Annotated in this window: 23 protein-coding genes; 5 read left to right on the top strand and 18 right to left on the bottom strand. The window is 42.3% G+C overall.

Features of this window, described 5'->3' with window-relative positions; genetic code table 11:
- Positions 1-276: 276 nt before the first annotated feature.
- Both MSMTP_RS03170 and MSMTP_RS03165 read left to right on the top strand, forming a co-directional pair.
- Positions 277-810 carry a DUF6932 family protein gene (locus tag MSMTP_RS03170; protein ID WP_048177792.1) on the top strand — a complete coding sequence of 178 codons (534 nt, stop codon included), beginning with the start codon at positions 277-279 and terminating at the stop codon, positions 808-810.
- The gene (locus MSMTP_RS03165) at positions 803-1,747 is read left to right on the top strand and encodes a hypothetical protein (protein WP_048177791.1); all 945 of its coding nucleotides are present in this window, start codon (positions 803-805) and stop codon (positions 1,745-1,747) included. Before MSMTP_RS03170 ends, MSMTP_RS03165 begins: the two co-directional genes overlap by 8 nt.
- A 2,086-nt stretch (positions 1,748-3,833) precedes the next feature.
- On the opposite strand, the gene MSMTP_RS18895 is transcribed toward MSMTP_RS03165, so the two are convergent.
- The 3 genes from MSMTP_RS18895 to MSMTP_RS03150 all read right to left on the bottom strand — a co-directional run bounded on the left by MSMTP_RS18895 (position 3,834) and on the right by MSMTP_RS03150 (position 5,948).
- Positions 3,834-3,995 (bottom strand): hypothetical protein, encoded by a 162-nt coding sequence (locus tag MSMTP_RS18895; RefSeq protein WP_156153658.1) that lies wholly within the window; start codon positions 3,993-3,995, stop codon positions 3,834-3,836.
- Between the two features lie 548 nt (positions 3,996-4,543).
- Entirely contained in the window at positions 4,544-4,951 is a 408-nt protein-coding gene (locus MSMTP_RS03160; RefSeq protein ID WP_048177790.1) for a DUF1699 family protein, read from the bottom strand.
- Positions 4,952-5,756: 805 nt separating this feature from the next.
- A complete protein-coding gene (locus MSMTP_RS03150) occupies positions 5,757-5,948 on the bottom strand; it encodes a hypothetical protein (protein WP_048177787.1) in 192 nt (63 codons plus the stop codon).
- A 1,250-nt stretch (positions 5,949-7,198) separates the two neighbouring features.
- On the opposite strand from MSMTP_RS03150, the gene MSMTP_RS03145 reads away from it, so the two are divergent.
- Positions 7,199-7,405: a hypothetical protein gene (locus MSMTP_RS03145; RefSeq protein ID WP_048177785.1), complete on the top strand. Its 207-nt coding sequence runs from the start codon at positions 7,199-7,201 to the stop codon at positions 7,403-7,405.
- A gap of 467 nt (positions 7,406-7,872) precedes the next feature.
- On the opposite strand, the gene MSMTP_RS03140 is transcribed toward MSMTP_RS03145, so the two are convergent.
- Entirely contained in the window at positions 7,873-8,592 is a 720-nt protein-coding gene (locus MSMTP_RS03140) for a winged helix-turn-helix domain-containing protein (protein ID WP_197076129.1), read from the bottom strand.
- Between the two features lie 522 nt (positions 8,593-9,114).
- Here MSMTP_RS03140 and MSMTP_RS03135 point away from each other — a divergent pair.
- A complete protein-coding gene (locus tag MSMTP_RS03135) occupies positions 9,115-9,306 on the top strand; it encodes a hypothetical protein (protein ID WP_048177782.1) in 192 nt (63 codons plus the stop codon).
- 283 nt (positions 9,307-9,589) lie between these two features.
- On the opposite strand, the gene MSMTP_RS03130 is transcribed toward MSMTP_RS03135, so the two are convergent.
- The 7 genes from MSMTP_RS03130 to MSMTP_RS03105 form a co-directional block, all read right to left on the bottom strand.
- Positions 9,590-9,796 carry a hypothetical protein gene (locus MSMTP_RS03130; protein ID WP_048177780.1) on the bottom strand — a complete coding sequence of 69 codons (207 nt, stop codon included), beginning with the start codon at positions 9,794-9,796 and terminating at the stop codon, positions 9,590-9,592.
- Between the two features lie 455 nt (positions 9,797-10,251).
- On the bottom strand, positions 10,252-10,599 hold the full coding sequence (locus tag MSMTP_RS03125) for a hypothetical protein (RefSeq protein WP_048177778.1): 348 nt from the start codon (positions 10,597-10,599) through the stop codon (positions 10,252-10,254).
- Between the two features lie 74 nt (positions 10,600-10,673).
- Positions 10,674-12,041: an MFS transporter gene (locus MSMTP_RS03120; protein ID WP_048177777.1), complete on the bottom strand. Its 1,368-nt coding sequence runs from the start codon at positions 12,039-12,041 to the stop codon at positions 10,674-10,676.
- A gap of 171 nt (positions 12,042-12,212) precedes the next feature.
- Positions 12,213-13,247 (bottom strand): uroporphyrinogen decarboxylase family protein, encoded by a 1,035-nt coding sequence (locus tag MSMTP_RS03115; protein ID WP_048177774.1) that lies wholly within the window; start codon positions 13,245-13,247, stop codon positions 12,213-12,215.
- Positions 13,248-13,334: 87 nt separating this feature from the next.
- Entirely contained in the window at positions 13,335-14,126 is a 792-nt protein-coding gene (locus MSMTP_RS03110; RefSeq protein ID WP_052718253.1) for a B12-binding domain-containing protein, read from the bottom strand.
- 1,066 nt (positions 14,127-15,192) lie between these two features.
- A complete protein-coding gene (locus MSMTP_RS20315) occupies positions 15,193-15,339 on the bottom strand; it encodes a transcriptional regulator FilR1 domain-containing protein (protein ID WP_156153896.1) in 147 nt (48 codons plus the stop codon).
- A 127-nt stretch (positions 15,340-15,466) separates the two neighbouring features.
- Positions 15,467-16,285, bottom strand: coding sequence for a winged helix-turn-helix domain-containing protein (locus MSMTP_RS03105; RefSeq protein WP_048177772.1), 819 nt, complete (start codon positions 16,283-16,285; stop codon positions 15,467-15,469).
- Between the two features lie 1,288 nt (positions 16,286-17,573).
- Here MSMTP_RS03105 and MSMTP_RS03100 point away from each other — a divergent pair.
- Positions 17,574-17,939, top strand: coding sequence for a hypothetical protein (locus tag MSMTP_RS03100; RefSeq protein WP_156153656.1), 366 nt, complete (start codon positions 17,574-17,576; stop codon positions 17,937-17,939).
- An 880-nt stretch (positions 17,940-18,819) separates the two neighbouring features.
- Here MSMTP_RS03100 and MSMTP_RS03095 read toward each other — a convergent pair.
- From MSMTP_RS03095 to MSMTP_RS03065, 7 genes are all read right to left on the bottom strand, one after another.
- Positions 18,820-20,187 (bottom strand): MFS transporter, encoded by a 1,368-nt coding sequence (locus MSMTP_RS03095; RefSeq protein ID WP_048177767.1) that lies wholly within the window; start codon positions 20,185-20,187, stop codon positions 18,820-18,822.
- A gap of 315 nt (positions 20,188-20,502) precedes the next feature.
- A complete protein-coding gene (locus MSMTP_RS03090) occupies positions 20,503-21,513 on the bottom strand; it encodes an MtaA/CmuA family methyltransferase (RefSeq protein ID WP_048177765.1) in 1,011 nt (336 codons plus the stop codon).
- A 16-nt stretch (positions 21,514-21,529) separates the two neighbouring features.
- Positions 21,530-22,630 carry a uroporphyrinogen decarboxylase family protein gene (locus MSMTP_RS03085; RefSeq protein ID WP_048177764.1) on the bottom strand — a complete coding sequence of 367 codons (1,101 nt, stop codon included), beginning with the start codon at positions 22,628-22,630 and terminating at the stop codon, positions 21,530-21,532.
- A 16-nt stretch (positions 22,631-22,646) separates the two neighbouring features.
- On the bottom strand, positions 22,647-23,288 hold the full coding sequence (locus tag MSMTP_RS03080) for a corrinoid protein (protein WP_048177762.1): 642 nt from the start codon (positions 23,286-23,288) through the stop codon (positions 22,647-22,649).
- A 1,055-nt stretch (positions 23,289-24,343) separates the two neighbouring features.
- Complete coding sequence (locus tag MSMTP_RS03075) at positions 24,344-25,444, bottom strand: uroporphyrinogen decarboxylase family protein (protein ID WP_082090476.1); 1,101 nt, start codon at positions 25,442-25,444, stop codon at positions 24,344-24,346.
- Positions 25,431-26,096, bottom strand: coding sequence for a corrinoid protein (locus MSMTP_RS03070; RefSeq protein WP_048177758.1), 666 nt, complete (start codon positions 26,094-26,096; stop codon positions 25,431-25,433). The genes MSMTP_RS03075 and MSMTP_RS03070 overlap by 14 nt, the downstream gene beginning before the upstream one ends.
- Positions 26,093-26,386, bottom strand: a complete 294-nt coding sequence (locus MSMTP_RS03065; RefSeq protein ID WP_048177757.1) for a hypothetical protein — start codon at positions 26,384-26,386, stop codon at positions 26,093-26,095. The genes MSMTP_RS03070 and MSMTP_RS03065 overlap by 4 nt, the downstream gene beginning before the upstream one ends.
- Between the last annotated feature and the right edge of the window lie 459 nt (positions 26,387-26,845).

Genomic DNA, 26,845 nt, shown 5'->3' with positions numbered 1-26,845 from the left:
CTCAAGCCCTCCGATCTGGCTGCTGCCTTTCTCCCGAAAGCCCCTGAGAGCCTGGACTGAGGGAGCATGAAGAAACACACGCACCAATTCAAGAAAAGAGAATGTAGGGCAAATATGAAGGCCGGATTTTTAGGAAGGGAGGGAGCCAGACTGGACATCATGAAGAGAAGCTCAGTGCACCGGGAAGGGAGGGTATAAACAAATGGAAAAAGTTTATTTTGTATTAAAACGAAGAATATCAAGAAAAGGATTATAATTGGGGGTGAGAGGATATTCATGAGTGCGATTCCAGAATTTGAAGATAATGGAAACTTACCACTAGGATTCATAAAACCAAAATTAACAGAATTTCAGATGTGTTTTGTGAATGGTTTTCCGGAATCGGTTACTCGAGAAAAAATCTTTGATGGGTATATTAGATATTGTTCTTTACTTATACCTCTCAATATAGCTACTCTACAATGGGTAAACGGAAGTTATACAACACATAAGATAGATCCCAATGACATTGATTTTGTAACTCACATCAGTGGTATTGAACTAGATGAATCTTATGAAGAAATAAAGGAAGATTTTAACAAAATTATCGATAAAGAATGGGCAAAATCTGAATGTAAATGTGATGTCTACTTTATTATTATATACCCACCCGAACTCTCTGAATTGTACGAGGATATGATAAAAAACATAGAGTATTGGTCAAAATGGTTTACTCATGACCGGAAAAATAATCCAAAGGGCATAATTGAGTTTGATTTATCAGATAGTTCTTTCGATATAGATAGTGTTGGAGGTATAGGGAGTGATTGAAAAAGTTAGGCGCCCCTCTATAATACAAGAAGAACTTTCTGAACTCAATGAGTTAATTGTAAATAAAGAACAATTGGTTGAGAAATACCCGGATAAATTTTCTTTAAAAATTGGGCTTTACAGCTTAAAGGAGAGAGAAGAATATTTGCTGAAGGAGTTAGAAAAAGCTTATGAAAGACTTAACATAGATACTTTTGATTTTGTTTTTGACGGAGAAATAGTTCAAAAACATCGGATATCATTATCATTTTTTGGAAAGTTTACCTCTGCTTTACAAGAAGTTGTGACCTCAATTTCTCAATCTATGATAGACAAACCTACCGCAAAAGGGGCGATACCAAAAGAGATCTGCGCTTGGTCTCAATTAGATTTAATAGCAACTGCCCCTGGATCTTTTAGGATGATTTTGGCAAGTCATCAACCCCACCTCGAAAATTCTATTCAAAAAAAAGCTTTCTGCTGTTTAAATGAATTAACTGACTGTGAAGATGACAAGGAAGCCATAAAGGCAATTAGTAAAGAGATTGGGATACGATCAATGAAAAAATATCAAAATTTAGTAGAGATCATTTATAAAAATAATGCAACTATAAAAATGTATGACAAGATTGTACCAGAAGGATTTCATACTAAAGAGATTACTAGTCCTTTAGCTAAAAGAATATACGACGCCATAAGTGATGTTGCTGAAATGCCTGATGAAACAGTAACATATTATGGAAAGCTAACTGGGGTAAATGTACGTTCATTTAGCTTTGAATTTGTGATTGAAGATACGAATGAAATAATAACCGGCAGTTTTGGAAGTTCATTGGCGGAGGAAGTAAAAAGGCATCTTGATTCCATTGCCACCATCGAATTTAATGTATCTACAGTTTTTGAAGACATCATCGAAGAAGAGAAAAAAAAATGGACAATTGTAAATTTTGTGAATTAAACTCTAAGGTCATCCTCCCTTTCTCCCACTTCTCCTCATGTCTCCTTTTCGTCCCCCTCACTCCTTTATTCCTCTTCCCTAACCCATCCTCTAAGCCCCTGAATCCTTCGACCTATAAACCGGTTTGTAAACCGATCCGCAGATGCAAGGAACACACGAAGCTCCAGATTCCTCAGGCATACTGGTGAGGAGATTTATAACAAAGCCTGAACAATCCTAAACTTCCCCCTTCTTGGTGTGGAATGCATCCCTGTAGAAGGTTTTACAGATTCATTGCTTCTAAACACAAGTAAAAAACTAATGTCAATCGAGATGAAGGTCGGACAAACAACCCTATTTTCTATATTCTCCTTTATTCGTATGCCGACTTGAGAAGTACGGAGTTACCAGAGAATTTAAGAAATATCTAGTAGAAGTTCATGAGGGAATTATAAATAATGACAAACTATTGGCTGAGAATTAAAAATTATTGGAAGAAACTAAAAAGAGTCAAAAGTAATAAGCACATAAGATAAAGCAATTATCCTAAAAAAGGTGATAAGGGCGGATATTATGTGAATACCAAAAGTTAGAATTTCTGGCAATTGCCAGATTACCAGAAATTCTATACAACTAAAACAGCATGTAGCTGTAGTAGCTATATTGTTCTTTAATTTCCATATTTCCGTATATATTCAAAAGTATAAAAGGTTGTGCAAAATAAATATATTAATTAAGATTTTAAATTGGGTGTTTGAAAAGTGTTAATAATGGCATGTTGTAAAAGTTACAATAGATCTAAATATCCGAGAATCCTTTCCGATTTTGTACATTACATTTTGCATAAATTAATTAGGTCTCAGCACTTTTCGGATAGGCTTTAATATAAAATTCAAACTAAAGAGCGATGATATATATTAAAGTTTTAATTTAATTTTGGAAAAATTAATGTTTAAAAAATAAAGCAGTTAATACATAACAAACTTATTAATATAATTTTAAAACTAAAGGTTAAATAATAATAAACACATAAGATAAACTAAAAAAGATGGAAAGGGTGGACGCTATGTAAATACCAAAAGTCAGAATTTCTGATAATTGCCAGATTACCAGAAATTCTATACAACTAAAACAGCATGTAGCTGTAGTGGCTATATTGTTCTTTAATATCCGTATGCTTGTTAGTCACTTAACAATATAAGAAAGCTTTGCGCTGTTTTTTATGGGTCGAAAATAATTGCTTGGTTAGAAAGTAACCAGGCTAAAGATAGAAGCATCAAGAATGAATTTGATTTTCAACAGCAAATGTTTCTAAATCGCATACATGTTACTTTGATTTAGGAAATGAATGTAATTGCCCACTCGAAACAGCGAAGAGCCCATAAAAATCATTCCAACTGATATAATATCCAAATTATGAAATGATATAGTATATTAGTCAAAGAATGATTAAGTTTCCTATTCCCACATGCTGTTTTTGTACCCGTATAGTTGAAAAATGCATATCTTTGGAAAAGGAATTTTTATAGGAGGTTTATGCATGATCTCAAAACAGCAGAAATTATACGTATTAAATTCTTTGATACTGGTTGTGATGATTAAAGACTCTATCATTGTTGATATTGACTTCAACTTGGTCTTTCCGATTATAGGATAACGACAAGTAAACTAAAATATTAAATTATGCAATTCCTTCACACATGTCCAGAATGCTGTACATAAGAGATGCTGCACATCCTGGGCATACTCATTTTATGAAATATTTTTAAATAGTCGTCAATTCGTAGAGCAAATAGAAGGATTCTGGATTCCAACATTTAGCTCTAAAATTCCCATTAATCACTTAAAAAAATCATAAATCAGTTAGAGGGATTCTTTAATTCTTTATGCTAAAAAAGAAGGCCTTTTTTCTTGCTGGATCCTCATCTCCTTGAGACCCGACCTGAATCGGAGCCTGAAAACCCATTTCATTTTCCTTGTTGCCATTTTCCTCTGTCCACTTCCCGGTCTGCGTTTGTCAGTAACTTACTCTTTTTAGCGTGAAAGTCCGTGATGAACAGATTCATCACGGATTCTCCCCATTATTATTTCCCATCATTGTGATTATTCAGATGATTATTGTTATACGCACATCAACCGAGATTTGAACATCACCTATATCATGAAAATTAAATCCAAAACGCCCCTCTCCCCTTTCTCCATCCTTCTCCTTTTCGTCCCCCCTCACTCCCCTCTCCTTCCCTTTTTCTTTTCCCGAACCCGTCCTCAACCCCCTGAACCCTTCGACCTAACCCGCCCGAAGGTCCTGGGACCAGGCTTTTGTAGCTCCCGAAGAACACCGCGCCGTTGACCGGGGGAGAAACTGTTCTAAAAACCCGAATCGCTAATCCATATATCCCCAAATCGAGATATTTACCATGCAATATAATATTAATCAAATGTTTTTAGTCTACTGATATATTTGAATATTAAAAAAAGTAAATATTATTAAAAATCAATTATATAATAGTAAGTTCATGCGAACCTGAAAAACGGAAAAGTAAACTTAAAATAGCAACCCCAAAATGATATAACCCCTTTAATTGAGAGGAAATCCTGACCTCTCAATTCAACTCTTATCCAACTATTCTTAACTTTTTTTGACTCTGATGCAAGGACATTTAAAACGCCGAATTTCGGAGCAAAAAACAAAATTCGAAAACTCGGCCCTCCGGCTAAAAGCAAAGCTAAAAAAACTGAAATTCACACTACATTCGAAAAAATCAAAAAATATTGAAAACGAGCCAAAAATGAAGAAATTGAAACATTTTCGGCTGCTCAGACGGTGACTTCTTTTTTAATGATGTATGCAACCATTTCGGGGTTAAGCTTTCTTGCCCTTGAAACTTTTTCTTCTATAGCTTCGGCAGATTCGCCTTCCATTTTCAGTTCTTTTATTTCCTCAATGACCGATGGAGGTATGCTGTAATACTCGTTTATGTCTTTCCGGTGTCCCCAGACATCTCCTTCAATGAGCTGGATACGCTGCATTTCAAGGAACATTTCGATGGACGTTGAAACAGTCCGTCGGTATGATTTGGGGAGCTGTATTACCTCAATCTTCGGGCAGGTTTCGACCAGCGAAAGGATATCCTTATTCGAAGGCCTGAAAGCCATGTGCACTATTCGCTCATTTGGATTCAATGAAAAGATTTCATCTCTTGAACTCACAACCCTTATTTTCAAATTAATTCCTCCCGTTCTATCCCCGTTTTTTTATTTAATGTCTATATATTCAGTATTAAATATTTTTCCTCTGGAGGCGGATTTATTTTGTAAGTTAGAGTTTTCCGCCCTGTATTCCACATCCATAGGGGTAACACCGAATATTTAAAAATCAGGACAGGAAGCCGCATTTTACCATGTTACAATGCAATACCGGATGAAGGGCCTGAAACATATAAAAAGAGAAATTCACCAAAATCCGGATTTTATAGAAATATTTTTTGATTTTGCCACGGGTTAGGGCATTTTCGAGACTTCCCAAAGGGACCTGCCCTGACCCCAGAAGGACGCACACAAACCTGTAAGGGATATGCAGCGGGTTTTCACCATTTTTGATGAAACTTTCATTGCACATGTCCGGATTATTCCTTCCAAATTGCCAGCTAAAATTTTAGCAAAATAATTCTTCATGAATTGCAAGATATTTTTCAGAACTTGGACATAATAATTCAGAATCAGGACTTCTTGTTTCAGAACCCGGTTTTCATATAGCAGACAGGTAAGGAAGCAAAGTCCTACTAAAAGGTACTAAAAACAGGTTGCAGCCTTCGAATCAGAGTGGAAGCCTGAAAAAAAAATATCATAAGCAAGAATCAATGCAAAAAATAAAAAATTCCACAACTCAGAAAAAAATCAAGAAAAATAAAGTGGTGCCTTTTCGGAAGAGCGAAAGTAGAAACGTCTCTTCCGATAGAAACACATGAAAATCAGCTTTTTACCAATTGGTTTCAAGCCAAATAGTGTGGTTCAAACAGAATCCCGGGTTTCAAGAAAGTTTTGGCACCACAAGCACGCAGACCCCGTACAGGAGCAGCAAAAGCAAGACCTGAATAAAAACCACATCCAGGTAGTAAGACTTGGACTGGCTTCCGCTAACCTGAGAATCTCCTTCAACCTGAGTTTTCATTCTTTTCTTATCTTTATTGGCTGCAACCTGACTTTTCATTCCTTCTCCCATGCAATTACCCCCTTCATAGGACATCATATTCTCTGACTTCATATTCCCCATATTTTTAGTAATTTTATTTTTTTAGTAATTTTATTTTTTTAGTAATCTATTTTTTTAGTAATCTATTTTTTACATCTTCTTTGGCCTGATGATCCTTTTTAACATGAATTTCCATTCCTTCTTATACTCATCCAGCTTTAGTTTTCAGAATTCTATTTGGTTATTGCCTTTCATTTTGAGGCAAAAAATTCCAGATTTTAAAGCTGGGCAAGTATAGATCATATCGGAACTATTGTTGGCACAATATACATGTAGACAATATACAGGATCACCACGAACATCACATGCATAAAAACCAGATCCACGACCCAGCTTTTTACCCTTAACTTCGCCAAAATACCCCCCCATTGAATTTCCCTATAATTTATCCGGCCCGCTTTCCGACAACAGGCTTCCAGATCCCAAAAACAGTTTTTGGCGTATCTTAAGGACGATGAACACACAAAGAACGTACAGGACCATCAGAAGCACAATTTGCGTAAAAATTACTGCGTAAGAATTGCATCCAGATAGTAAGATTTGGACCCCCTCTTTTCCAAATAGTTCCCCCTGAACTGATCAGTTTGAATTAATGTCAATTTGCAGTTATAATTTTGATTTAAATTTAAATACATTTATTTATTCTGTTTTTAAATAATACGTCAAATTCTTCCCAAATAATTTCCCCCACATTAACCGTTAAGATCTTGTTGAGATTGAAAACTTCCGGACCAATACGGGATCATTAGAACGCAACGTTCCCGAAAACCACAACTCAACACCAGGATGCAGTTCCGGATCATTTAAAATAAATATCCCCACGGTGGTACCGGTTCTTTTCAAATAAATACTCCCATTTATTTAGTTAAAGCACATCTTATATTAATTTAACTATAAAAAAAATTTATTTAAAATGATAGGTATAAATTTATTTTAGTGGTAAAAATTTTGAAGACAAAAACAGCCTCATACGCATTGGACAAGCCCATGGGAGAAAGCTAAAATTAGATGTTGTTTAAAATTTCGACTTCAGGCAAGATATTCCAGGCAGGATAAAAAGGCTTAAAATGGGAACAACAAAAACTCCTCCCGAATGAAAAAAAAATTACACTTAGCCTAAAGTTTTATATACATTTGTCTCAATTTTATTATATGTAGGGAAGTTTCCAAAAAGGAAACGTGTTCTGCTGAAAAACAGACCACAATTAAACGGGGGGAAGATGATGAGCAATACGATTGAAAACCTGTACGGGGCGCCAGTTCTCTGCCTGCTAGCTATCGGGATACTGCTGAGCACTGTTCTGTTCAGTTTCATGTTCAAATATGCCGAGGAAGGAAATTTGTTAATGGTGATTTTAATCCCCCTGGTAGTCTCGCTTATTGCACTGGGGATTGCCGGGGGCCTTAGCTCCACGACCAATGAATGATATTATATGCAAGGGAATAACCTAAAAATCACTCTTTAGAACAATATTAAAGAACATAAATTAAGAGCTGTCCAAAGTTGCCTTATTTGCAGGCAACTTCAGACTTTAATTTTCAAAAACACATTTAATTTATACATACAAATAGCAGCTGCGAATTGCAGATCTGTGAGTCCTGATCCGAGAACGACTAAAAATTATTAACTTCTATTCAGCTAAACACATAGAATATTTTTCATCATACATCGTCTAAGGTTCTTTTTTTCGAGGGAAAAGTTGCCCTGTACCAGGTTAAGGGAGCCGACTGAAGTCATATTTCACACAAGACAATTGTTATCACTGTTAATTAAAAAGGCCAAAAACTCAATTGACCACCAGTGTTTCCGGCTGAAAAACAACTCTGACTGAGTTATTAGAGCCGGAATGTGAAACTTAAAAAAGGGAAAATTAAAAAATTAAAAAATCCGGGATCAGAATTTGTTGGCCTTTGTGATGTTATACCCCGTGATCTCCATTTTCCCGCTGTCCGGGTCGATGTAGACAAGGTTGGAGATGCTTGAATAGTAAGTAAAGAGTTCTCGACCCCATTTAAGTGCACTGGCCTCATAACTTATCAGGGTAGTCCCGTCGAACCTTCCGTTCTTATCAAAAAGCCACAGGCCCATGAACCTGTCCGTGACTACCAGGGTAAGGGGGCCGATGTGCCCGCTACGCATGGAGACGTTCATATTTTCATGGGAAAGGAAGCTGTTAAACTGTTCCGGGTAATCTTCCAGATATTTGTTGAAAATCTGCTCCGTAAACACACAGGTAACTTTTGAATTATTACGGAGAAGCTTGGAAAATATGCTGACTGTATGAGGCTGGAAAGTCGAACTGGCCATCATTACGTACTTGGAATTCAGAACATTTTCCACGAAGGTTGGATGAAACTCAAATAAACAATCCCTGTTTGCTTCCAGCAGTTCACAGTGCACAAGGTTACCGATACGTTTTCTCATATGGTAGGGGATTTCACTAAGGTCCCGGGTTTCCCAGTACTCATGATTCTCCGCATAGATGTTTATAATATTGAGAAATTCTTCTATTTTTTCAACTATCAAAGCCCCCATGTCAGACAGCTTGTATAAATCTTCATTGGGATCGTAAGTAAGCAGGTCCCATTTGAGGAGTTTCTTTATCTGAGGCATCAAAGCACTTGCACTGAAGTCAAGTGCGTCTTTGATTTCATCTATATTCTTGGGGCCTTCTCTTAGCAACAAGACCAGTACATTTTTTCTTTTTTCGGATAGGAATATTGTTTTAATAAGGCAGGAGGGGTCCACTCTCAATCACCAGGGAACATATGAATATTCTTCAAAGGAAATTCGTCTTGAAAGAATAACAGTACTACACCTAAGCACCGTCCCAAATATCAACACGGGAAAATAGGTTTATTATTTTATTTACAATATAATCAGTTTTAATATATGAAGTAATTTTGCTATTAATAATTTATTATTTTAACCTGTATCAAAAAGTTAATTAAAGTATGTTAAAAGCGCTCGATATTTATTTTCCAAAAGTAGCCAGATAATTAGACAATAAAAACAGAAAGATTAAATATAGAGAAAAATCCCCTCCTCAAAAAATAGGAACACTTCTAAATCAAAAACAGAAGCAAGAAACCTCTATACTATTGGCCCTTGAAAAAAAGATAAATCAAAAAGAAAATGATAAATTATAAAAATGGAGATCTTTCCGATCTGGAGGGTTCAGGAAACGGGAAAATAGGAAGAGAACATGAAAAAGAAAACATAAGGCTTCAAGACATGCGATTCGGCTGCAGGTACCAAGAAAAAAAGACTGCAGAGAAAGGCAAAGTTTGTCTTGAAGCCATTGAAGAGAGTTATGGACCACTCTAACCTGGAGGTTAGGAATGGAGAGGTTTCTGCCGTCATCTCGGAAAGTCCCGACCGGAGACTTTCCTTCACCGATCGGGAAATGGCGAACCCTTTTCGGTTAATGGAACAGCCCCGTAACCGGGCTTTCCGATCAGACAAAACATCCCTTGCAGCAGCATAAAATGGCAAATATGCAGCTTCAAAGGGGGTATTGCAGGTCTTTTACTCACTTCTGGGGGATATTTGATAACAGTGCCATCTTGAGGAGAGGGATATGGACAAGCACTGTCATCAGCGTGATTAATCAGCCCGGAAACCAGTTGCGAACGCTGGGCATACTGCATGGAGATGCAGCCCCGACGCCGTAACCCACGGAGGACGCATTTACAGCGGAAACGCTGAAAAAAACCCTTCTGGAAGAGTAGTCCAGGGCAGGCTCGTATCCGAGGATACTTTCAGGGGCCGAAAAAGCCTCCACCGTATTATATATCAGGTTTCCCGAGCATTTCATTCGGTATCATCTCCCTTTCTGAGGAAAGGAAGTGTGAACAGGGTCTTCACCGGTTTTCCCGGGAACATACAACACACATATTGCACATACATTCAGACACGTTTTGGGGGAACTCCACGTTTTTTCGATCTTTTTTTGCACGTTTTGGGAAAGAACTGCTCCCGAAAAAGCAGCGAAGAACCTTTATCGTAAATTTTTTGGGGTTTTTTAAGGGTTTGGGGTTATCAGGGAATTGAGGTTTCAACCATTTCCATACGATTCAGCTATTAATTCACGTTTAACTCCGAATATTTCACAGTTGTGGTGTGAACCGGGAATTATAGGGGTTTTGTTGGGGGATTGGTTTATAGAGGGTTATTAAGGGTTGAAATTTAAATAAAGGTTTTAGTGGAGGTTTTATTGGAGGTTTTATTGGAGATTTTAGTGGAGGTTTTATTGGAGGTTTTATTGGAGATTTATGCAAATTTGGGGAGATATTCAGGGAAAAATTCAACCCTTTGAACCGTTTTTTGAATCTGAACCGTTTTTGAATCTGAACCGTTTTTGAATCTGAACCGTTTTTGAATCTGAACCGTTTTTGAATCTGAACCGTTTTTTGAATATTGAACCGTTTTTGAATCTGAACCGTTTTTTGAATATTGAACCGTTTTTTGAATATTGAACCGTTTTTGAATATTGAACCGTTTTTGAATATTGAACCGTTTTTGAATATTGAACCGTTTTTTGAATATTGAACCGTTTTTGAATATTGAACCGTTTTTGAATATTGAACCGTTTTTTGAATATTGAACCGTTTTTGGCATTAAAAATGCCCCACTCCCCTTCAGGGGGTAACAGATTAACCGTTACTTATTGGTCAGGTATTACCTGTCAGCTTTTACTGCTTCGAGCTTGCCGGAGAGTCACTCTTGTCAGCAACTTCTACAGGTGCCGCAGCCTTTTCTGCGCCTTTCTCTTTTGAAACTAAGAGGGCGACGAAGGCAAAGATCATGCATACAAGCATCATTAACCAGACAGACTTGTACTGACCTACGGTAGCAGTAGCCCCTGCGGAAACTGCCATCATTTTCCCTGTCAGAGTCATGAAGATTGCTCCGCCGAGGAAGGGGAAGATGTTGTATGCACCAACTGCAGTCCCTACGATTGAGGCTGGGAACCATTCCTTTACCTGGGCATAAGACACAATGAAGAACCCACCAAAGAACCCGAAGAGGAAGTGGATCGCGGAGTATGCCGTAGTGCTTGTAATGTTTCCTGCCTGAGACCAGATAACTGCCCAGAGCACGATGTACACAGCAGTGCCTGCGAGCAGGACCTTTTTCCTGGACTTAAGCACCTTGTCAGAGAGGTAACCGGCAATCGGGCAGCCGAAGATCATACCGATGGCGACGAAAGAGAGAACACTTGCGTATGTTGTCTTCTCCCAGCCGAGCACGTCTCTGAAGAAAGGACCTGCCCAGAGACCCTGGTAGACCATGAGACTTCCGTACATGAAGAAGAACCAGATAGCAAGGGGCCAGAACTTTATTCCGGCACCGAAGGTCTGCTTGAGGGCTTCTCCCATGGGGATCTTTGCAACAGCCTTCGGGGGGACATAGGTCTCACCTTTTTCATAGGCTTCGATTTCGGGGATAGAGGGACAACCCATGTCTTCAGGCTTATCTTTAACCATCATCAGGATGACTACGGCCAGCAGGACGGAGAATACACCAAGGATCAGGAAAACCCTCTGCCAGTCCCCGAGCATTACAGCCAGAAAGGCCAGAGGACCTGCTGCACTCAAAGCGCCGATGTTACCTATAGCGAGCAGGATACCGGACATGGAGGCAAACTCGTTCTTCTTGAACCAGATGGAAAGCATCTTCATCACGGGGATGTAGACCATTGCCACACCGACACCGATAAGCAGCCTTCCGATCAATATCATCGTAAAGCTGGTTGCAACACCTGAAAGGATTGCACCGGCGGCAGCCACAAGGGTAAAGACCCCGGCTGTCTTTTTAACACCCCAGCTGTCACTGAGGATCCCACTCGGGAGTTGCATTGCTGTGTATGCATAGAAGTAAGCAGAGCCCAGAAGCCCAACAGATGCGGCCCCTACTCCGAATGTGCTCATAATGTCAGATGCAACCACTGCGGTTGACACCCTATGGAAGTATACGAAAAAGTATGCAAAAGCCAGGATAACAAATACTACCCAGCGATATTTCATCACTTCATTCATTTTTTCTAAATTAATTCCCATAGCTATCGCTCCCAATGAAAATAACTCAGAATATAAGTGGAAAATGTGGGCACCTGAAATTTTGGGTCCCTGTAGAAGGAAACCCTTTATTCAGGCACCGCTCCTTTTTCAGGAAGATACCACGAACTATTTGTTTATAGTAAATTTTTTACACACAACGGTTTCGCCGGATCAGAGGTTTTCGGCGGACCAGTCGGTTGCTGCCTTAACCCAGGTCTTGAGCCTGTCAGAGGTACTGTGAGGTGGAGTTCCGCAGCCAAGCATGCTTGCCTTTGCTCCTCCGTCAAGAGCCTTCCTGGTTTCAGCGATGATCTGTTCTTCGGTGCCTTCAACCATAAGGAGCGGAGTCACGTTCCCGACCACAGGCACATCACCTGCAATCTTTGTAGCTTCCTCCATATTAACTACCTGTTCGACACTGAGACAGTCTGCACCAGTGGCTGCCATACCCTCAATAATCGGGGTTGTGTCACCACAGATGTGGAGTTCCCAGGGGCATCCGAGTTTGTGAGAGTAGTCTCCGATCTCCTTATCTGCCGGGACCCCTACTTCATAGTAGAACTCGGGCATCACAAGGTTCGGGGATGCGGATGCATCGGAATAGTACAGGAGGTCAGCTCCGGCTTCGGCACAGGCCTCGGCATAGATCTTGTTGATCTCGAGGGCAACTGCGACCCATTCCTTCATCTTTTCCATCTGTTTTTCCTTCTGCAGGCACTTGATGCTGAGCACAGAGAGATTTTCAGCACCCATCAGGTCTCCTGCCAGGGTAATAGGGGCAACAAGGAAAGCAGTGACAGCTGCATCGGGGTATCTTTCCTTTGCGAGTTTGATGGAATCGAGAGTGTTCTTGACGAACTTGTCTTCAAGGAAATTATCATAATTAACTTCTTCAGGCTTTTTGAAAAAGCTCCGGACAGAGGGCTGGATGTCAATCTTACCCATCTTAACCTCAAGCCCGAGGGCAATAGATTCGACGAACATGCCGAAAGGTGCGACCACGTTGTCGACTCCGGCATCCGTATGCATAAGCCCTGAGACATTGATCATCATTTCTGCGTTGGAATGATAATCAGGCCAAACTCCACCGCTCTTCTCGATATACTCTTTGACCATTGTAGAACCGGTGATTACCGGAACCCTGTCAACAGGTTTCCTGTTGAGCATTGCAAGAACCCTTTCCAGGGAGGTCATTTCAGCTACCATTTTTTTAGCTCCTTTTTTTTGTTTTTGACTTGATTGTTTTTATATCCACAATTCTCAATCAGATTATGAGAAATTTATAAAGAAAACTTAGCCCCATCTCTCAGCTTCCGAGGGGAAGTCAAAAATGGCACTCTTCAGCCAGCTTGCTGCACTGGCAGCATCTTTAGGAGATACATCAGCACCGATCTCTGCCGCGTACTGAGTTGTAATGGGGGCTCCGCCAACCATCACCATAACCTTGTCCCTTATGCCTTCATCTTCGAGCATCTTGACGACTTTGGGCATCTCGGCCATGGTTGTTGTCATCAGCGTGCTCATTGAAACTGCTGTTGCCTTACTCTCTTTTGCTGCCTCAATGAACTGGGTACTCGGCACGTCATTTCCAAGATCCACACAGTTGAAGCCGTTTGCACTGAGCAGAGTTTTTACAAGGCTCTTTCCGATGTCGTGGACATCGCCTTCAACGGTACCAATGACCACAGTTGCGGGTTTTGTACCGCCTTCTTCCTGCTTCATGAAGGGAGCAATGATATCCATCCCGGAGTACATTGCAGTAGAAGCGATCAGGAGTTGGGGCACAAATGCCTCTCCATTTTCGTACTTTTTACCGATCAGGCTCATGCCTTCAGCGAGTCCCTTGAGCAGGATTTCAAATGGGTCCAGCCCGAACTTGAGAGCTGCTCTTGTCCAGCCCACAGTCATTTCTTCTTCGCCATCCATGACAAGGAGAGCGAGTTTTTCGAGGGTGACGGGTTTCATGTCAACCCCTGAGTCCAGAAGTTTCTGAGCGAGTTCCTCTACTTCATCCTCCTCTTCATCTTCTGCAGCTTCGTCCAGGGCTTCCATCAGTTCCTGGACTTCTTCCGGTAAATCATCCATTTTTGCACCTCTGATTCTTTTACATATGCTACTGCACATATTCATCTGAAAAGGTATGCAGGGGAAGGATCCGGATCTTCTCCATATCTCACAGAAAGCAATCAGTTATACGTTTCAAAAATAGATATACTAACCGTCATCGGAAAAACGAAGCAGAGTGATTCAGCAGCGCCCCTACAAAAATAAACACGAATATTAAAAAATCAATAATATTCTATTTAATTAATAATCGGTGCAAAATTAAAGAACCCCATGTGAAGACATCCGACTCAAAAATTAGATGGTTGCTAATTAAAACAAGAGGCTTGCAAAATAAACAGTGTTAATAGTAACGTCACGCTGTTTACAGAATCAACGCCGTTGATTTTCGAAAGGGGAGCACCAGGAATAGAGAGATCAGAAACCCCAGTTCCCAAAAAGCTTATATGTCGGACGGCTACTTTTCGCGGGGATTAAGACGTAAAGGCTTGTTATTGAGTGAGACAATGCAGTAAAACTGTTTATAATATATAAAATTTATGCACGTGAAACATGTAGACATACATAATGAATATATAAGTTTCTATTTATAACAACCGAATATAAAGAACTGGATTTAGGAAGTACGGATTTTCAGGTATCTAACAGGCTTTACACCTATTCTCTCAAGTTTTTCGAATAAAGATTCGATGAGAAGAGAATAATTTTTGTTCAGACCATTAATGTCTATTACGTCAAGTGCTAGGTGAGAAGTTCAAAAGAGGAAGATTGTTGAAAGAGGAAGATTGTTGAAAGTGAAGCATTCTCAGTTGATGAGCGAATCTCAATAATTAGCGAAATATTTGCTATTGTAGGGAAGGAGGACACTAACATTACGTGAGGACGTAGCATCCTCAAGTTCACATTCCGGACCCTGTCATCAATTTAGCAGGAGAAAAACGTGATGTTGAGTCCCAATATAACCAGAAATTTTGAATGAGGACCCGGTGTGCGAAATCGGCGGTACTTTCATGCCAAATTAACCACATTGCCTGTGTTTTACAGGCAACTTTTTTTTAAATATGAATCCCGGAATAAAAAGGCATGTTCAGAACTTGTTTGCCTTCGTGATATTGCACCCCTTGACCCCCATTTTCCCGGTGTCCGGATCGATGTAAGCAAGGTTCGAGATGTTTGAGTAATGAGTGAAAAGTTCCCTTCCCCATTTAAGGGCTCTGGCCTCATAACTGATCAGGGCAGTCCCATCCGAATATCAACATTGCAAGACATGGAGACAAAAAACAATTGACCAACTTCAATCCCAGATAAAAACTGAATCTGACTGATCCCTGACCGGGTAATTAGAGCCGGGATGTGAAACATTAAAAAAGGGAAAAACGACAAAGATCGGGATCAGAGTCCTTTTGATTTTTTGATGTCATTCCCGTTATCTTCATCTTTCTTGTCTCCGGGTCGATGTAGACACGGTTAGAGATCTGTGAATAGTAAGTGAAAAGTTCCCGCCCCCAGTTGAGGGCGCTCTCCTCATAATTTATTAGGGTAGTCCCGTCGAACCTTCTGTTCTTGTCAAAAAGCCACATGCCCATAAACCTGTCCGTAACAACCATGGCAAGAGGGCCAATATGCCCGCTACTCACATAAATGTCCATATTTTCGTGGGTAAGGAAGTTATTAAACTGGTCCGGAAAGTCCTCCAGGTACTTATCTAAAATTTGCGCCGTAAATACCCAGGAAACTTTTGAATTATTGCGCAAAAGCTTTGAAAATATGTTGACTGTTTGGGGCTGGAAAGTCGAACTGACCATCATTACGTACTTTGAGTCCAGAACATTTTGCACGAAAGTGGGTGGGAACTCAAAAAGGCAATCCCTGTTTGCCTCCAGCAGTTCAGAGTGCACAAGGTTACCCATACTTTTCCTTATATGGGAGGGGATTTCACTGAGGTCCCGGATTTTCCAATACTTTCGGTTCTCTACATAAATATCAGCTATATTGAGGAAATCGGCTATTTTTTCAATTAGTAAAGACCCCATATCAGATAACATATAGATATCCTCATCGGAGTCATAAATAAGCAGGTCCCATTTGAGGAGCTTCTTTATCTGAGGCATCAAAGCACTTGCACTGACATCAAGTTCATCTTTGATTTCATCTATGTTCTTGGGTCCCTCTTTCAGCAACAAGACCAGTACATTTTTTCTTTTTTCGGATAGCAATATTGTATTAATAAGGTTAGATGAGTCCACTCTCAATCACCAGGAAACATAGAAATCTTATTCAAAGGAGATTCTTATTCAGGGAAGTATCGGCGTTGCACATAAAGAAACGTTCCAGTTGACAAATTGTGAGAACGCAGATATTATTTTAGTTATATTATATCTACTTTGATATATGAAATAATTTTCTATTAATTATTTACTGTTGATTCATCACGATTAAAAATTAAAAACTCAAAGTTTCAAGCTGCTAAACGATGGAATTCTTGTGCCAGCCGGGACAATTAAATGGAAAAAATCGATTGCAATAGGAGTTATGGCGAGAGAGGCACTATAAAAATAGGGTTGCTTGAAACTTTTTTTGACCACTTCTTTGAATGGCAAGTTAGATGGATCATATTATCAAAATTGCACTTGTTCACGCCGCTACAAGCAACGGAGCATGTTCATTCCACATCTTCAAATTAAAAAAAATGAAGGTCTTATTTTCAAAAAAACGCACATGAAATTCCCGGATTGCAGGCACAAAAAAATGAAAGTTCACATCGTACTTTCATACAATGGAACAGATATTTTCTTTTACAGGTGATATCGTAGACAAAGCAAGATCATTCAAAACCGATAGATTCCTAACTAATTTTTGTTATAAATTATTACTTATTTCAACAAACAGTGTTTCAGTACTGGTAAATGGAAAGGATTTTCACCTTTAATGAGAGCAAGATTCCAATATGAATAAGGTTAGATGAGAATACGAAACTTATTATCTAAACTTGAAACCTGTAGCGGAAGCTAATGAAAATTTCCACAAAAACAGGCATTTGTTAAAAAAAGATTCAGAAGTTGTTGTCTGGATGAATAAACATTCCTAAAATAAGGAGATTGGTTTACTCAAATTCGGATGAAATATTAGGATTTTGTTGGAATTGAGGAAAAACTAGAAAAAATTAAAAAGACTCCAGCTATTGAGCTACCTGCAACGGTAACTTAGAAGATGGATATACAAAGCCGTAGCTATGTAATATTTCTAATTGAGCAATGCTCACAAGAAGATTAGGAGTGAAAAGGTATCTGCTATCGTATCAAGAAGCCATGTTCCGAGACCTTCCTTCACCGCTAGGGGAAAAGGAGAAACCTTGAGGTAAAAGAAGCAGGCTCGGAACCTGGGCTTCCCGATCAGATACAAACTCCGTGCAACGGCATAAATGGCAAAAACGCAATTGCACAGGATATTGCAGGTCTTTACTTACTTTTGGGAATGTTCGACCCGTGCAACGGCATAAATGGCAAAAATGCAATTGCACAGGATATTGCAGGTCTTTACTCACTTTTGGGAATGTTCGACCCGTGCAACGGCATAAATGGCAAAAATGCAGTTGCAAAGGACATTGGAGGTCTTTTACTTACTTTTGGGGTATATGACAACAATGCCTTTTTGAGAGAGGGTTATGGAAGGCACTGTTATCAGTGTGATAAATCAGCCCGGAAACCTCTTTGTAGGTATCCGAAGGTACTTTCAGAGACCGAAAAGGTTCTCGTCATGACCTATATGGTTTCCAGGGCATTTTATTGGTATAACTCCCTTTCTGGAAAAAGGAAGTGTAAACTGGCTCTTTGATGGTTTTCCAGACATACAAAGCACAAATTGCACAAGTACATCGGACACTCTAAGAGAACTCAACGTTTTTTGAGTTTTCCACATTTCAGGAGGAAGCTCCCGAAAAGCAGCAAAGAACCTTTTATCTTTAATATGGGATCTTAAAGGGTTTTGAAGTTAGCAGGGGATGAAGGGGTAGGATTTCTCCATACGCTTCAGAATTTTGGAGGTTTTGTTGGGGATTGACTCGCATGGAGAGTTGTCCAGTGTTGACATATTATTTTGGAGGATTGTTGGAGTATTTATTTGAGTGGAGATTTTTTTGGTTTCATGTGGAGGTTTATGCGGATTTGAAAGATAGAAGGGAAAAAATTCAACCCATTTTCACAACCGTTTTTTGATTGAACTTGAACCCTTTTTTCCATCCGTTTTTGATTGAAATTGAACCGTTTTTACATCCATTTTTTGAATCAACTTTGACCGAGTTTAGCAACGTTTTTTGATTGAAATTGAACCGTTTTTACATCCGTTTTTGAATCAACTTCGACCGAGTTTAGCAACGTTTTTTGATTGAAATTGAACCGTTTTTACATCCGTTTTTGAATCAATTTTGACCGATTTTAGCAACGTTTTTTAATTGAACTTGAACCGTTTTCCCATCCGTTTTTGAATCAACTTTGACCGATTTTAGCAACGTTTTTTAATTGAACTTGAACCGTTTTCCCATCCGTTTTTGAATCAACTTTGACCGATTTTAGCAACGTTTTTTAATTGAACTTGAACCGTTTTTCCATCCGTTTTTGAATCAAGTATGACCGAGTTTAGCATTTAAAAAGTGCCCCACTCCCTTTTTGGAGTGGGACGGATTAACATTTATTTTTCAGGAATTGCCTGGTAGTTATCACTGCTTCGAGCTTGAAGGGGAGTCACTCTTGTCAGTGACTTCAGCAGGTGCAACGGCCTCTTCGGCACCCCTCTCTTTTGAAATAGAGAGGCAGACGAAGGCAAAGACCATGCATACAAGCATAAGGAACCAGACAGATTTGTACTGACCTACGGTTGCAGTGGCTCCTGCGGAAACTGCCATCATCTTCCCCGTCAGGGTCATGAAGAGTGCTCCGCCGAGGAAGGGGAAGATATTGTATGCACCGGTTGCAGTCCCGACAATTGCTGCGGGGAACCATTCCTTTACCTGGGCATAGGAGACCACGAAGAACCCACCGAAGAATCCGAAGAGGAAGTGGATCGCGGAGTATGCCGTAGTGCTTGTAATGTTTCCTGCCTGAGACCAGATAACTGCCCAGATCACGATGTACACGGCAGTGCCTGCGAGCAGGACTTTTTTCCTGGACTTAAGCACCTTATCCGAGAGGTAACCGGCAATCGGGCACCCGAAGACCATACCAACAGCAACGAAAGAGAGGACACTTGCATAGGTTGTCTTCTCCCAGCCGAGCACGTCCCTGAAGAAAGGACCCGCCCAGAGACCCTGGTAGACCATGAGGCTTCCGTACATGAAGAAGAACCAGAGGGCAATCGGCCAGAACTTCATTCCGGCACCGAAGGTCTGCTTGAGGGCTTCTCCCATGGGGATCTTTGCAACGGCTTTCGGGGGGACATAGGTCTCGCCCTTTTCATAGGCTTCGATTTCGAGGATAGAGGGACAGTCCATGTCTTCAGGCTTGTCTTTGACCAGCATTAGGATGATTGCGGCCAGAAGAACGGAGAATACTCCAAGAAGCAAGAAAACCCTCTGCCAGTCCCCGAGCAATATAGCCAAAAAGGCCAGAGGACCTGCCGCACTCAGGGCACCGATGTTCCCTATAGCGAGCATGAGACCGGACATAGAGGCAAACTCATTCTTCTTGAACCAGATGGAAAGCATCTTCATCACAGGGATGTAGACCATTGCCACACCGACTCCGATAAGCAACCTTCCGACCAATATCAACGTAAAGCTGGTTGCAAGACCTGAGAGGATTGCTCCTGCAGCAGCCACAAGGGTAAATAGCCCGGCAGTCTTTCTAACACCCCAGCTGTCACTAAGGACACCACTGGGAAGTTGCATTGCTGTGTATGCATAGAAGTAAGCGGAACCCAGAAGCCCGATAGATGCGGCTCCTACTCCGAATGTGCTCATAATGTCAGTAGCAACCACAGCGGTTGATACCCTGTGGAAGTATACAAAGAAGTATGTAAGAGCCAGGATAACAAATACTACCCAGCGATACTTCATCACTTTTTCCATTTTTTCCAGATTAATTCCCATAGCTATCGCTCCCAATAAAAGTAATACAGAATATAGGTGGAAATCAGGTAGATACTACAAACTTTTTTTATAAGATCGTCACACTCAATGATTTGAAGCCGGTTCAGAGCTTTTCGGAGGAACAGCTGGCTACGGCATTAACCCAGGTATTGAGCCTGTCAGTTGAGGGGAAGTCCCACAACCAGGAATGCTGCCTTTGCTCCTCCGTCGAATAGGGTTTGTCACACACAATTGGTTTTCCCCGGAGTTTTTGCCCCTTTTATGCCGCTATGCACTTAACGGACTCATACTCCGGGGCTTTTCTTTTTATTGTTTTTACTGATTCGCGCTTTCTCTGGCTGCTTCTACCATTGCTTTTATGTTTTCCAGGCTGGCCCGGGTCGGGATCCCGCAGCCGGGAGCCAGGACGTTTGCCCCTTTCCGGATGCATTCCAGGGACTCTTCTTTCACAGTTTCGGGGGTGCCCAGGAAGAGGGTGTCCGCAGGGTTTATGTTCCCGATGATTGCTGTTTTGCCTCCCAGGACTTCCCTGGCTTCGCCCACGTCCACCAGGTGATCCAGGCTGATCCCGCTTACTCCGGTTTCCGCCATCATCTCCAGGATGGGTTTCGAGTCTCCACAGATGTGGAGGATGCTCGGGACACCCAGGCTTTCCACAAGGTCCTTGCAGTAGGGAAAAGCCATTTCCCTGTAGTGCGCTGTTCCCAGGAGTTCGCTCCCCGCGGAAGGGTCGATGATGACCACGGCATCTGCTCCGTTTTCAACAAGGGCTTTGCCGTAGGTTTTCAGGACTTCCGTGGAATACTTCAGGAGGGACTTTACGAAATCCGGGTTGTCGAAGAAGTCCATGAGGAGGGTTTCGACACCCCTGACCTGTCCGGCGAGGGTGAAGGGGCCGACGATTCCTGCAATTACAGGTACGGTCTCATCCGTTTCCGCAAGGATCCTGACGGCTTCCACAACGGTTGCCATCCTGCCGTCCGCAAGCGGGTCCGGGCATACGGCATCCTCAAAGGCTTCTATTTTCCGGAAAGCCGCCCTCCGGATGGAGGGCTGGGAGTCAAGCCTCCCTTCGCTGACCTGGGAACCCACGGTTTCGGCTTCCACACAGAGGTCGAAAGGCACTCTTGCACTTTCGATCCCGGCAAGCCTGTTTGCCGCAAGGGCCAGAGTTGCCATCTTTTCCGGGTCGCGGTGGGCTTCGGGCCAGGCAGCCCCGGACTCTTCCATCATTTCAACGGTTGCGGTCTGCAGGGGGCAGGCTGCCGAGACCCTGTCGACTTCTTCCAGTTTCAATGATGCAAGAAAGCGTTCTTTATCGTTCATTGCTAGCCCCTAGATTTCAGAGATCTATCGGGTATTTGCCGTAGACCTTCGGAACTTCGAAGAATTTGTCCACATTTTCCAGCGGGCAGTCGATAGGCCAGTCACAGCCGGTCCAGTAGATGAAGCCTCCACCTGCGGCAGCGTCCTTGATCATCTGTTTGCCTTCTTCCTCAACCTTTTCGGGGGTGCCAAGGAGCAGGGTTCCGGCAGGGGTCATGTTGCCTGCGATTGCAATTTTCTGCCCGATGCTTTCCTTTGCTTCCTTGAGGCTGATCATGTAGTCCAGGCTCACATAGCTTGCCCCGATCTCGGCAAGGTCGTCCCACCTGTCCTTGGTGTTTCCGCAGATGTGGTAGTGGTGGGCGTATTTGTCCTTGTACTTCCGGATTGCTGCGGACTGTTTCTGGGCAGCTGCCAGGGCGAAGTTGCGATAGAATTTGGCGGAGATGAGGTCCCCCGAGGCACTGGGGTCAGGGGTGTAGATGTGATCGGCTCCGGCATCAAACTGGGCTTTTATACATTCTATGGACACGTCGTTACAGAAATCTATGAGTTCGCGAGTCTCGTCCGGTTTGTCGATCATCTCAAGCATCAGCCTTTCAACCCCGAGCACGATCCCTGCAAGGGTGAACGCCCCTCTTACGAAACCGGTGATAAAGACGTCGTCGCCCCGCTTCTCGTGCAGTTCCTTGTCGAGCATCCGGATTGCGGTAAGCTGGGTCGGGATCTTACCGTCCTTTTCCATGTCCGGGAACTTCAGGTCCTTCCAGTCTTCGACCTTATTGATAGCAGTCTTGACGGTTGCGGGAACTCCCCAGTACGGTTCTACTTCCTTGCAACCCATGGGCTCGGCAAGGATATGGGAACTCATCCTGGAGTGGACGAAGTCGTGGTCAAAACGGTCCAGAGCCCTAATCTGCGACTCCACGAAGATGTCGGGGTTGTGGATCCACTTGGGGAAACTTACATCCTTTATTTTCTGCCCGATAAGATCGAGGTTCTTCCCTGCCATGTTAACGGACCAGTTCATGGAGTCAAACATCGGAACCCTGTCGGGTTCCTTGAAGTCGACTGCAGCTCTGATCCTTTCTGCGTGGCTCATATCGTCTGCTGACATTTTTCTTCTCCTCCCATTACTCGGAAAGCAGTCTCTGAGCCACCCTTATGGCTTCGGATGCGTTGTCAGCATACCCGTCTGCGCCGATGCTGTCGCAGAACTCCTGGGAAACAGGGGCTCCTCCGACCATAATCTTGACAGCGGGGAATTCTTCCTTGAAAAGCTTGACGTCTTCCTTCATTTCCATCATGCTTGTGGTCATGAGGGCGGAAAGGGCTACAAGGTCGACGTGTTCCTCTTTGATTTTATCCTGGAAATCTTCGGGAATGACGTCTTTTCCTAGATCGAAAACAGTCAAACCCGCGGTTTCAAGTAAGAGTTTTACGAGGTTTTTACCGATGTCATGGATGTCTCCAAGGACAACTCCGATGGCTACCCTCCCCGATTCCTTAATTTCATCGGCTTTAATGTACGGCTTGAGGATATCCACTGCCCCTTGCATCGCCCTTGCGGCGAGCAGGATTTCAGGGACAAACATTTCCCTCTTTTCGTATTTATCACTGACAATGCTCATCCCGTGGGCACAGCCATTGATGACTGCGTCATAGGCGTCGACGTTGTTCTCCAGAGCCTTGTTTGCAAGCTCCACGCATTTACTTGCATCGCCTTCAACTACAGCTTCTGCAAGGCCGTTCAAGATTTCATCTCTTGCTGTCATTTATATCCCTCAATTTTGTGTGCTGGAGGGAAGATCCCGGAAAAGCTAAAACAAAGCTTCAGACATATGTTTTCCGGGGAAAGGACCTGTAACAATATAATTGATAATATTCAGTCCTCACTCTGCTCCGGAATGGTGTCGTCAAAGCAAGTTTTAGCTTCCCGAAATTCCAACCAGATTTTTGGATTTATTCACTCCAATCCTAGAGATTTTCAGATACCTGTTTCCAGAGTAAAACGGTTCGGCCTCCTATTACCTAAGGCAATCAGGCCCAAATTTCACCGGCTATCGCCGGAATCAGGTATTTTCCTTGGCATTCCGTATAGTCTACACTATCCGGGGTGACATTTCATGAATACTACACTCATTCATCTGAAGGTATGCAGGAGAAGAATTCAGACCTTCTCCAAATTTCACAGAAAGCAATCAAGTATACGTGCAAAAAATAGATATACTAACCGTTGTCGGAAAAATGCATCCGCGTGATTTCTGTAATTTACCAGTAAAAAAATAAATATGGATATAAAAAATTACCAATATACAATATAATTAATAATCAACAAAAAAATCAAGGGCAGAGATAGAAAAAAATGCTGCCTGGAAAATAACAGCGTTAAGATAAAACAATGCACCCCTTTACAAAACCAGAGCTATTGATTCCAGATCAAACCCCTTTACAGAATCAACGGCATTGATATTTCAACGGGACATTGATAGCAGGGCATACTGCAAATACACACGATTTTTACATAAAAAAAGATGGTTATCCAATAATAACATAATATATAATTATCCGAAAGATAGCCTATGGGGTCACGATGTCATTGAATTAGTAATATAAAAAAGAGGGCCTACATTATAAACATCCCGGGATCATTAAAAAGCAGGAATGGATTAGCTAAATCTTGCCAGAAATTTTAAATATACTCAAGTAAAGGAGTGTTTTGTACTGGAAAAAGGGGAGGTTCTCCCCCCATAATGAGGGCTAAGTTTCAACCGGATAAAGTTTCAATGAGCCAGGAGAACGTTCCTCGTTCATTGCAAGCCCCTGACTTTCAGATCTCTATAGGGTATTTGCCGTAAACCTTCGGAACTTCGAAGAATTTGTCCACGTTCTCAGTCGGGCAGTCGATAGGCAAATCGCAGCCGGCCCAGTAGATATACCCTCCGCCGACGGCAGCGTCCCTGATCATCTGCTTGCCTTCTTCCTCAACCATTTCGGGGGTGCCCAGGAGCAGGGTTCCGGCAGGGGTCATGTTGCCTGCGATTGCAACTTTCTTCCCGATAGTCTCTTTTGCTTCCTTGAGGCTGATCATGTAATCCAGGCTCACGTAGCTTGCCCCGATCTCGGCAAGGTCGTCCCACCTGTCCCTGGTGTTTCCGCAGATGTGGTAGTGGTGGGCATACTTGTCCTTATACTTCCGGATCGCTGCGGACTGTTTCTGGGCAGCAGGCAGGGCGAAGTCGTGATAGAATTTGGCGGAGATGAGGGCGGCCGACGCACTGGGGTCCGGCGTGTAGATATGATCGGCACCGGCGTCGATCTGGGCTTTTATGCATTCTATCGAAACATCATTACAGAAATCTATAAGTTCGCGGGTCTCGTCCGGTTTGTCGATCATGGAAAACATAAACCTTTCAACCCCGAGCACGATCTCCGCAAGGGTAAACGCCCCTCTTACGAAACCAGTGATAAAGACGTCATCGCCCCGCTTTTCATGCAGCTCCTTGTCGAGCATCCGGATAGCGGTAAGCTGGGTAGGGATCTTACCGTCCTTATCCATGTTCGGGAATTTCAGGGTCTTCCAGTCTTCGACACGGTTTATGGCGGTATTGATGGTTGCAGGGACATCCCAGTAAGGCTCTTCTTCCCTGCAGCCCATGGGTTCGGCAAGGATATGGGAACTCATCCTGGAGTGGACGAAGTCGTGGTCAAAACGGTCAAGGGCCTTTATCTGTGACTCCACGAAAATGTCGGGGTTGTGGATCCACTTGGGGAAACTTACGTTCTTTACTTTCTGCCCTATAAGACCGAGGTTCTTCCCTGCCATGTTAACGGACCAGGTCATGGAATCAAACATGGGCACACGGTCGGGTTCCTTGAAGTCGATTGCAGCTTTGATCCTTTCTGCGTGGCTCATATCATCTGATGACATTTTTTCCCCCTTCCCCGGATATCAATCTCTGAGCTACCCTTATAGCCTCGGACGCATTATCTGCATACCCGTCTGCACCGATACTGTCGCAGAATTTCGGAGTGACAGGAGCACCTCCGACCATTATTTTGACATTGGGAAATTCTCCTTTGAGGAGCTTTACGTCTTCTTTCATTTCCATCATACTCGTGATCATTAGGGCTGAAAGGACTACAAGGTCGACTTTTTCTTCCCTGACTTTATCCTGCAGAGCTTCGGGAAGGACATCTCTTCCAAGATCGAAAACTATCAAGCCCGCAGTTTCAAGCAAAAGCTTTACAATGTTTTTACCGATGTCATGGATATCCCCCAAGACAACCGCGATAGCGACCTTTCCAGTGACCTTGATTTCTTCGGCTTTAACGTGGGGCCTGAGGACATCCACTGCCCCTTGCATCGCCCTTGCGGCGAGCAGAATTTCCGGGACAAACATTTCGCTTTTTTCGTATTTGTCGCTGACAATTCTCATCCCATGGGCACAGCCTTTGATGACTGCTTCATAAGCATCGATGTTGTTCTCGAGAGCCTTGTTTGCAAACTCCACACATTTGCCTTCATCGCCTTCAACTACTGCATCTGCCAGACCGTTCAGGATCACATCTTTTGCGGTCATTTTTCTTCCTCACTTTTGTGCGCTGGAGGGAAAATCCTGAGAAAGGCTAAAACAAAGCTACGAACCATAAGTTTTCCGGGGAGAGGACCTTCAACATAATTGTAAGTAGTCATTCTGCTTCGGAATGACGTTGTCAAAGCAAGTTTTAGCTTCCTGAAATTCCAACCAGACTTTTGGATTTTTACCAGTATATTCCCAGAGATGTAAGATACCTGCTTCGGGGAAAAACAGCTCTCTCCTGCTATTTCAGGCAACCATGCCCGAATTTTACCGATTACCGTTAGAACCAAGTATTCTCCCTAACTTTCTGCATAGTCCACCCTTTCAGGGGTGACATTTTATTCATGTCCTCTCTCAACACTCAGAGGACAACTTGAATTTGTTGAATCCCAAAGAAAGATTGCTTGAACGAACTCCTATTCATATAGAGCGGTATGCAATATCCCACTAAAGAATATGACTTTATTATATATAAAAAGGATTATATGTATTGGACTTTATGAATGTTCGCAGATACGTCAAGGGTCTTTTCTGATGCGCCTGTATTTTCAGGGTCCGGGAAAATGAAACCAATTTCCTTTGCACACTCGCCCGGGAAGGGTATCCTTGCAGATACAAAGCTTATGGACCTGTTTTCCTGTAGCTTCGATTTCTTCCGGGTTCACGTTCCAACAATTCAAAAGTTTTAACATCCTTTACTTATTGAACTAACAGGAAAGCTTGCGAGCTAAGCCCACCCCTCCTAAGGG

It is taken from the genome of Methanosarcina sp. MTP4 (assembly GCF_000970045.1).
In the GTDB taxonomy this organism is placed as follows: Archaea; Halobacteriota; Methanosarcinia; order Methanosarcinales; family Methanosarcinaceae; genus MTP4.
Note: the sequence above shows the minus strand (reverse complement) of the source record. Positions and strands in the feature narration are given on the sequence as shown.

Coding starts and splice junctions, on each gene's coding strand:
- MSMTP_RS03170 (WP_048177792.1), top strand. CDS start 277: ATGAGTGCGATTCCAGAATTTGAAGATAATGGAAACTTACCACTAGGA.
- MSMTP_RS03150 (WP_048177787.1), bottom strand. CDS start 5,948: ATGGGAGAAGGAATGAAAAGTCAGGTTGCAGCCAATAAAGATAAGAAA.
- MSMTP_RS03145 (WP_048177785.1), top strand. CDS start 7,199: ATGATGAGCAATACGATTGAAAACCTGTACGGGGCGCCAGTTCTCTGC.
- MSMTP_RS03140 (WP_197076129.1), bottom strand. CDS start 8,592: ATGCCTCAGATAAAGAAACTCCTCAAATGGGACCTGCTTACTTACGAT.
- MSMTP_RS03135 (WP_048177782.1), top strand. CDS start 9,115: ATGATAAATTATAAAAATGGAGATCTTTCCGATCTGGAGGGTTCAGGA.
- MSMTP_RS03130 (WP_048177780.1), bottom strand. CDS start 9,796: ATGAAATGCTCGGGAAACCTGATATATAATACGGTGGAGGCTTTTTCG.
- MSMTP_RS03125 (WP_048177778.1), bottom strand. CDS start 10,599: ATGCCAAAAACGGTTCAATATTCAAAAAACGGTTCAATATTCAAAAAC.
- MSMTP_RS03120 (WP_048177777.1), bottom strand. CDS start 12,041: ATGGGAATTAATTTAGAAAAAATGAATGAAGTGATGAAATATCGCTGG.
- MSMTP_RS03115 (WP_048177774.1), bottom strand. CDS start 13,247: ATGGTAGCTGAAATGACCTCCCTGGAAAGGGTTCTTGCAATGCTCAAC.
- MSMTP_RS03110 (WP_052718253.1), bottom strand. CDS start 14,126: ATGGATGATTTACCGGAAGAAGTCCAGGAACTGATGGAAGCCCTGGAC.
- MSMTP_RS03095 (WP_048177767.1), bottom strand. CDS start 20,187: ATGGGAATTAATCTGGAAAAAATGGAAAAAGTGATGAAGTATCGCTGG.
- MSMTP_RS03090 (WP_048177765.1), bottom strand. CDS start 21,513: ATGAACGATAAAGAACGCTTTCTTGCATCATTGAAACTGGAAGAAGTC.
- MSMTP_RS03085 (WP_048177764.1), bottom strand. CDS start 22,630: ATGTCAGCAGACGATATGAGCCACGCAGAAAGGATCAGAGCTGCAGTC.
- MSMTP_RS03080 (WP_048177762.1), bottom strand. CDS start 23,288: ATGACAGCAAGAGATGAAATCTTGAACGGCCTTGCAGAAGCTGTAGTT.
- MSMTP_RS03075 (WP_082090476.1), bottom strand. CDS start 25,444: ATGTCATCAGATGATATGAGCCACGCAGAAAGGATCAAAGCTGCAATC.
- MSMTP_RS03070 (WP_048177758.1), bottom strand. CDS start 26,096: ATGACCGCAAAAGATGTGATCCTGAACGGTCTGGCAGATGCAGTAGTT.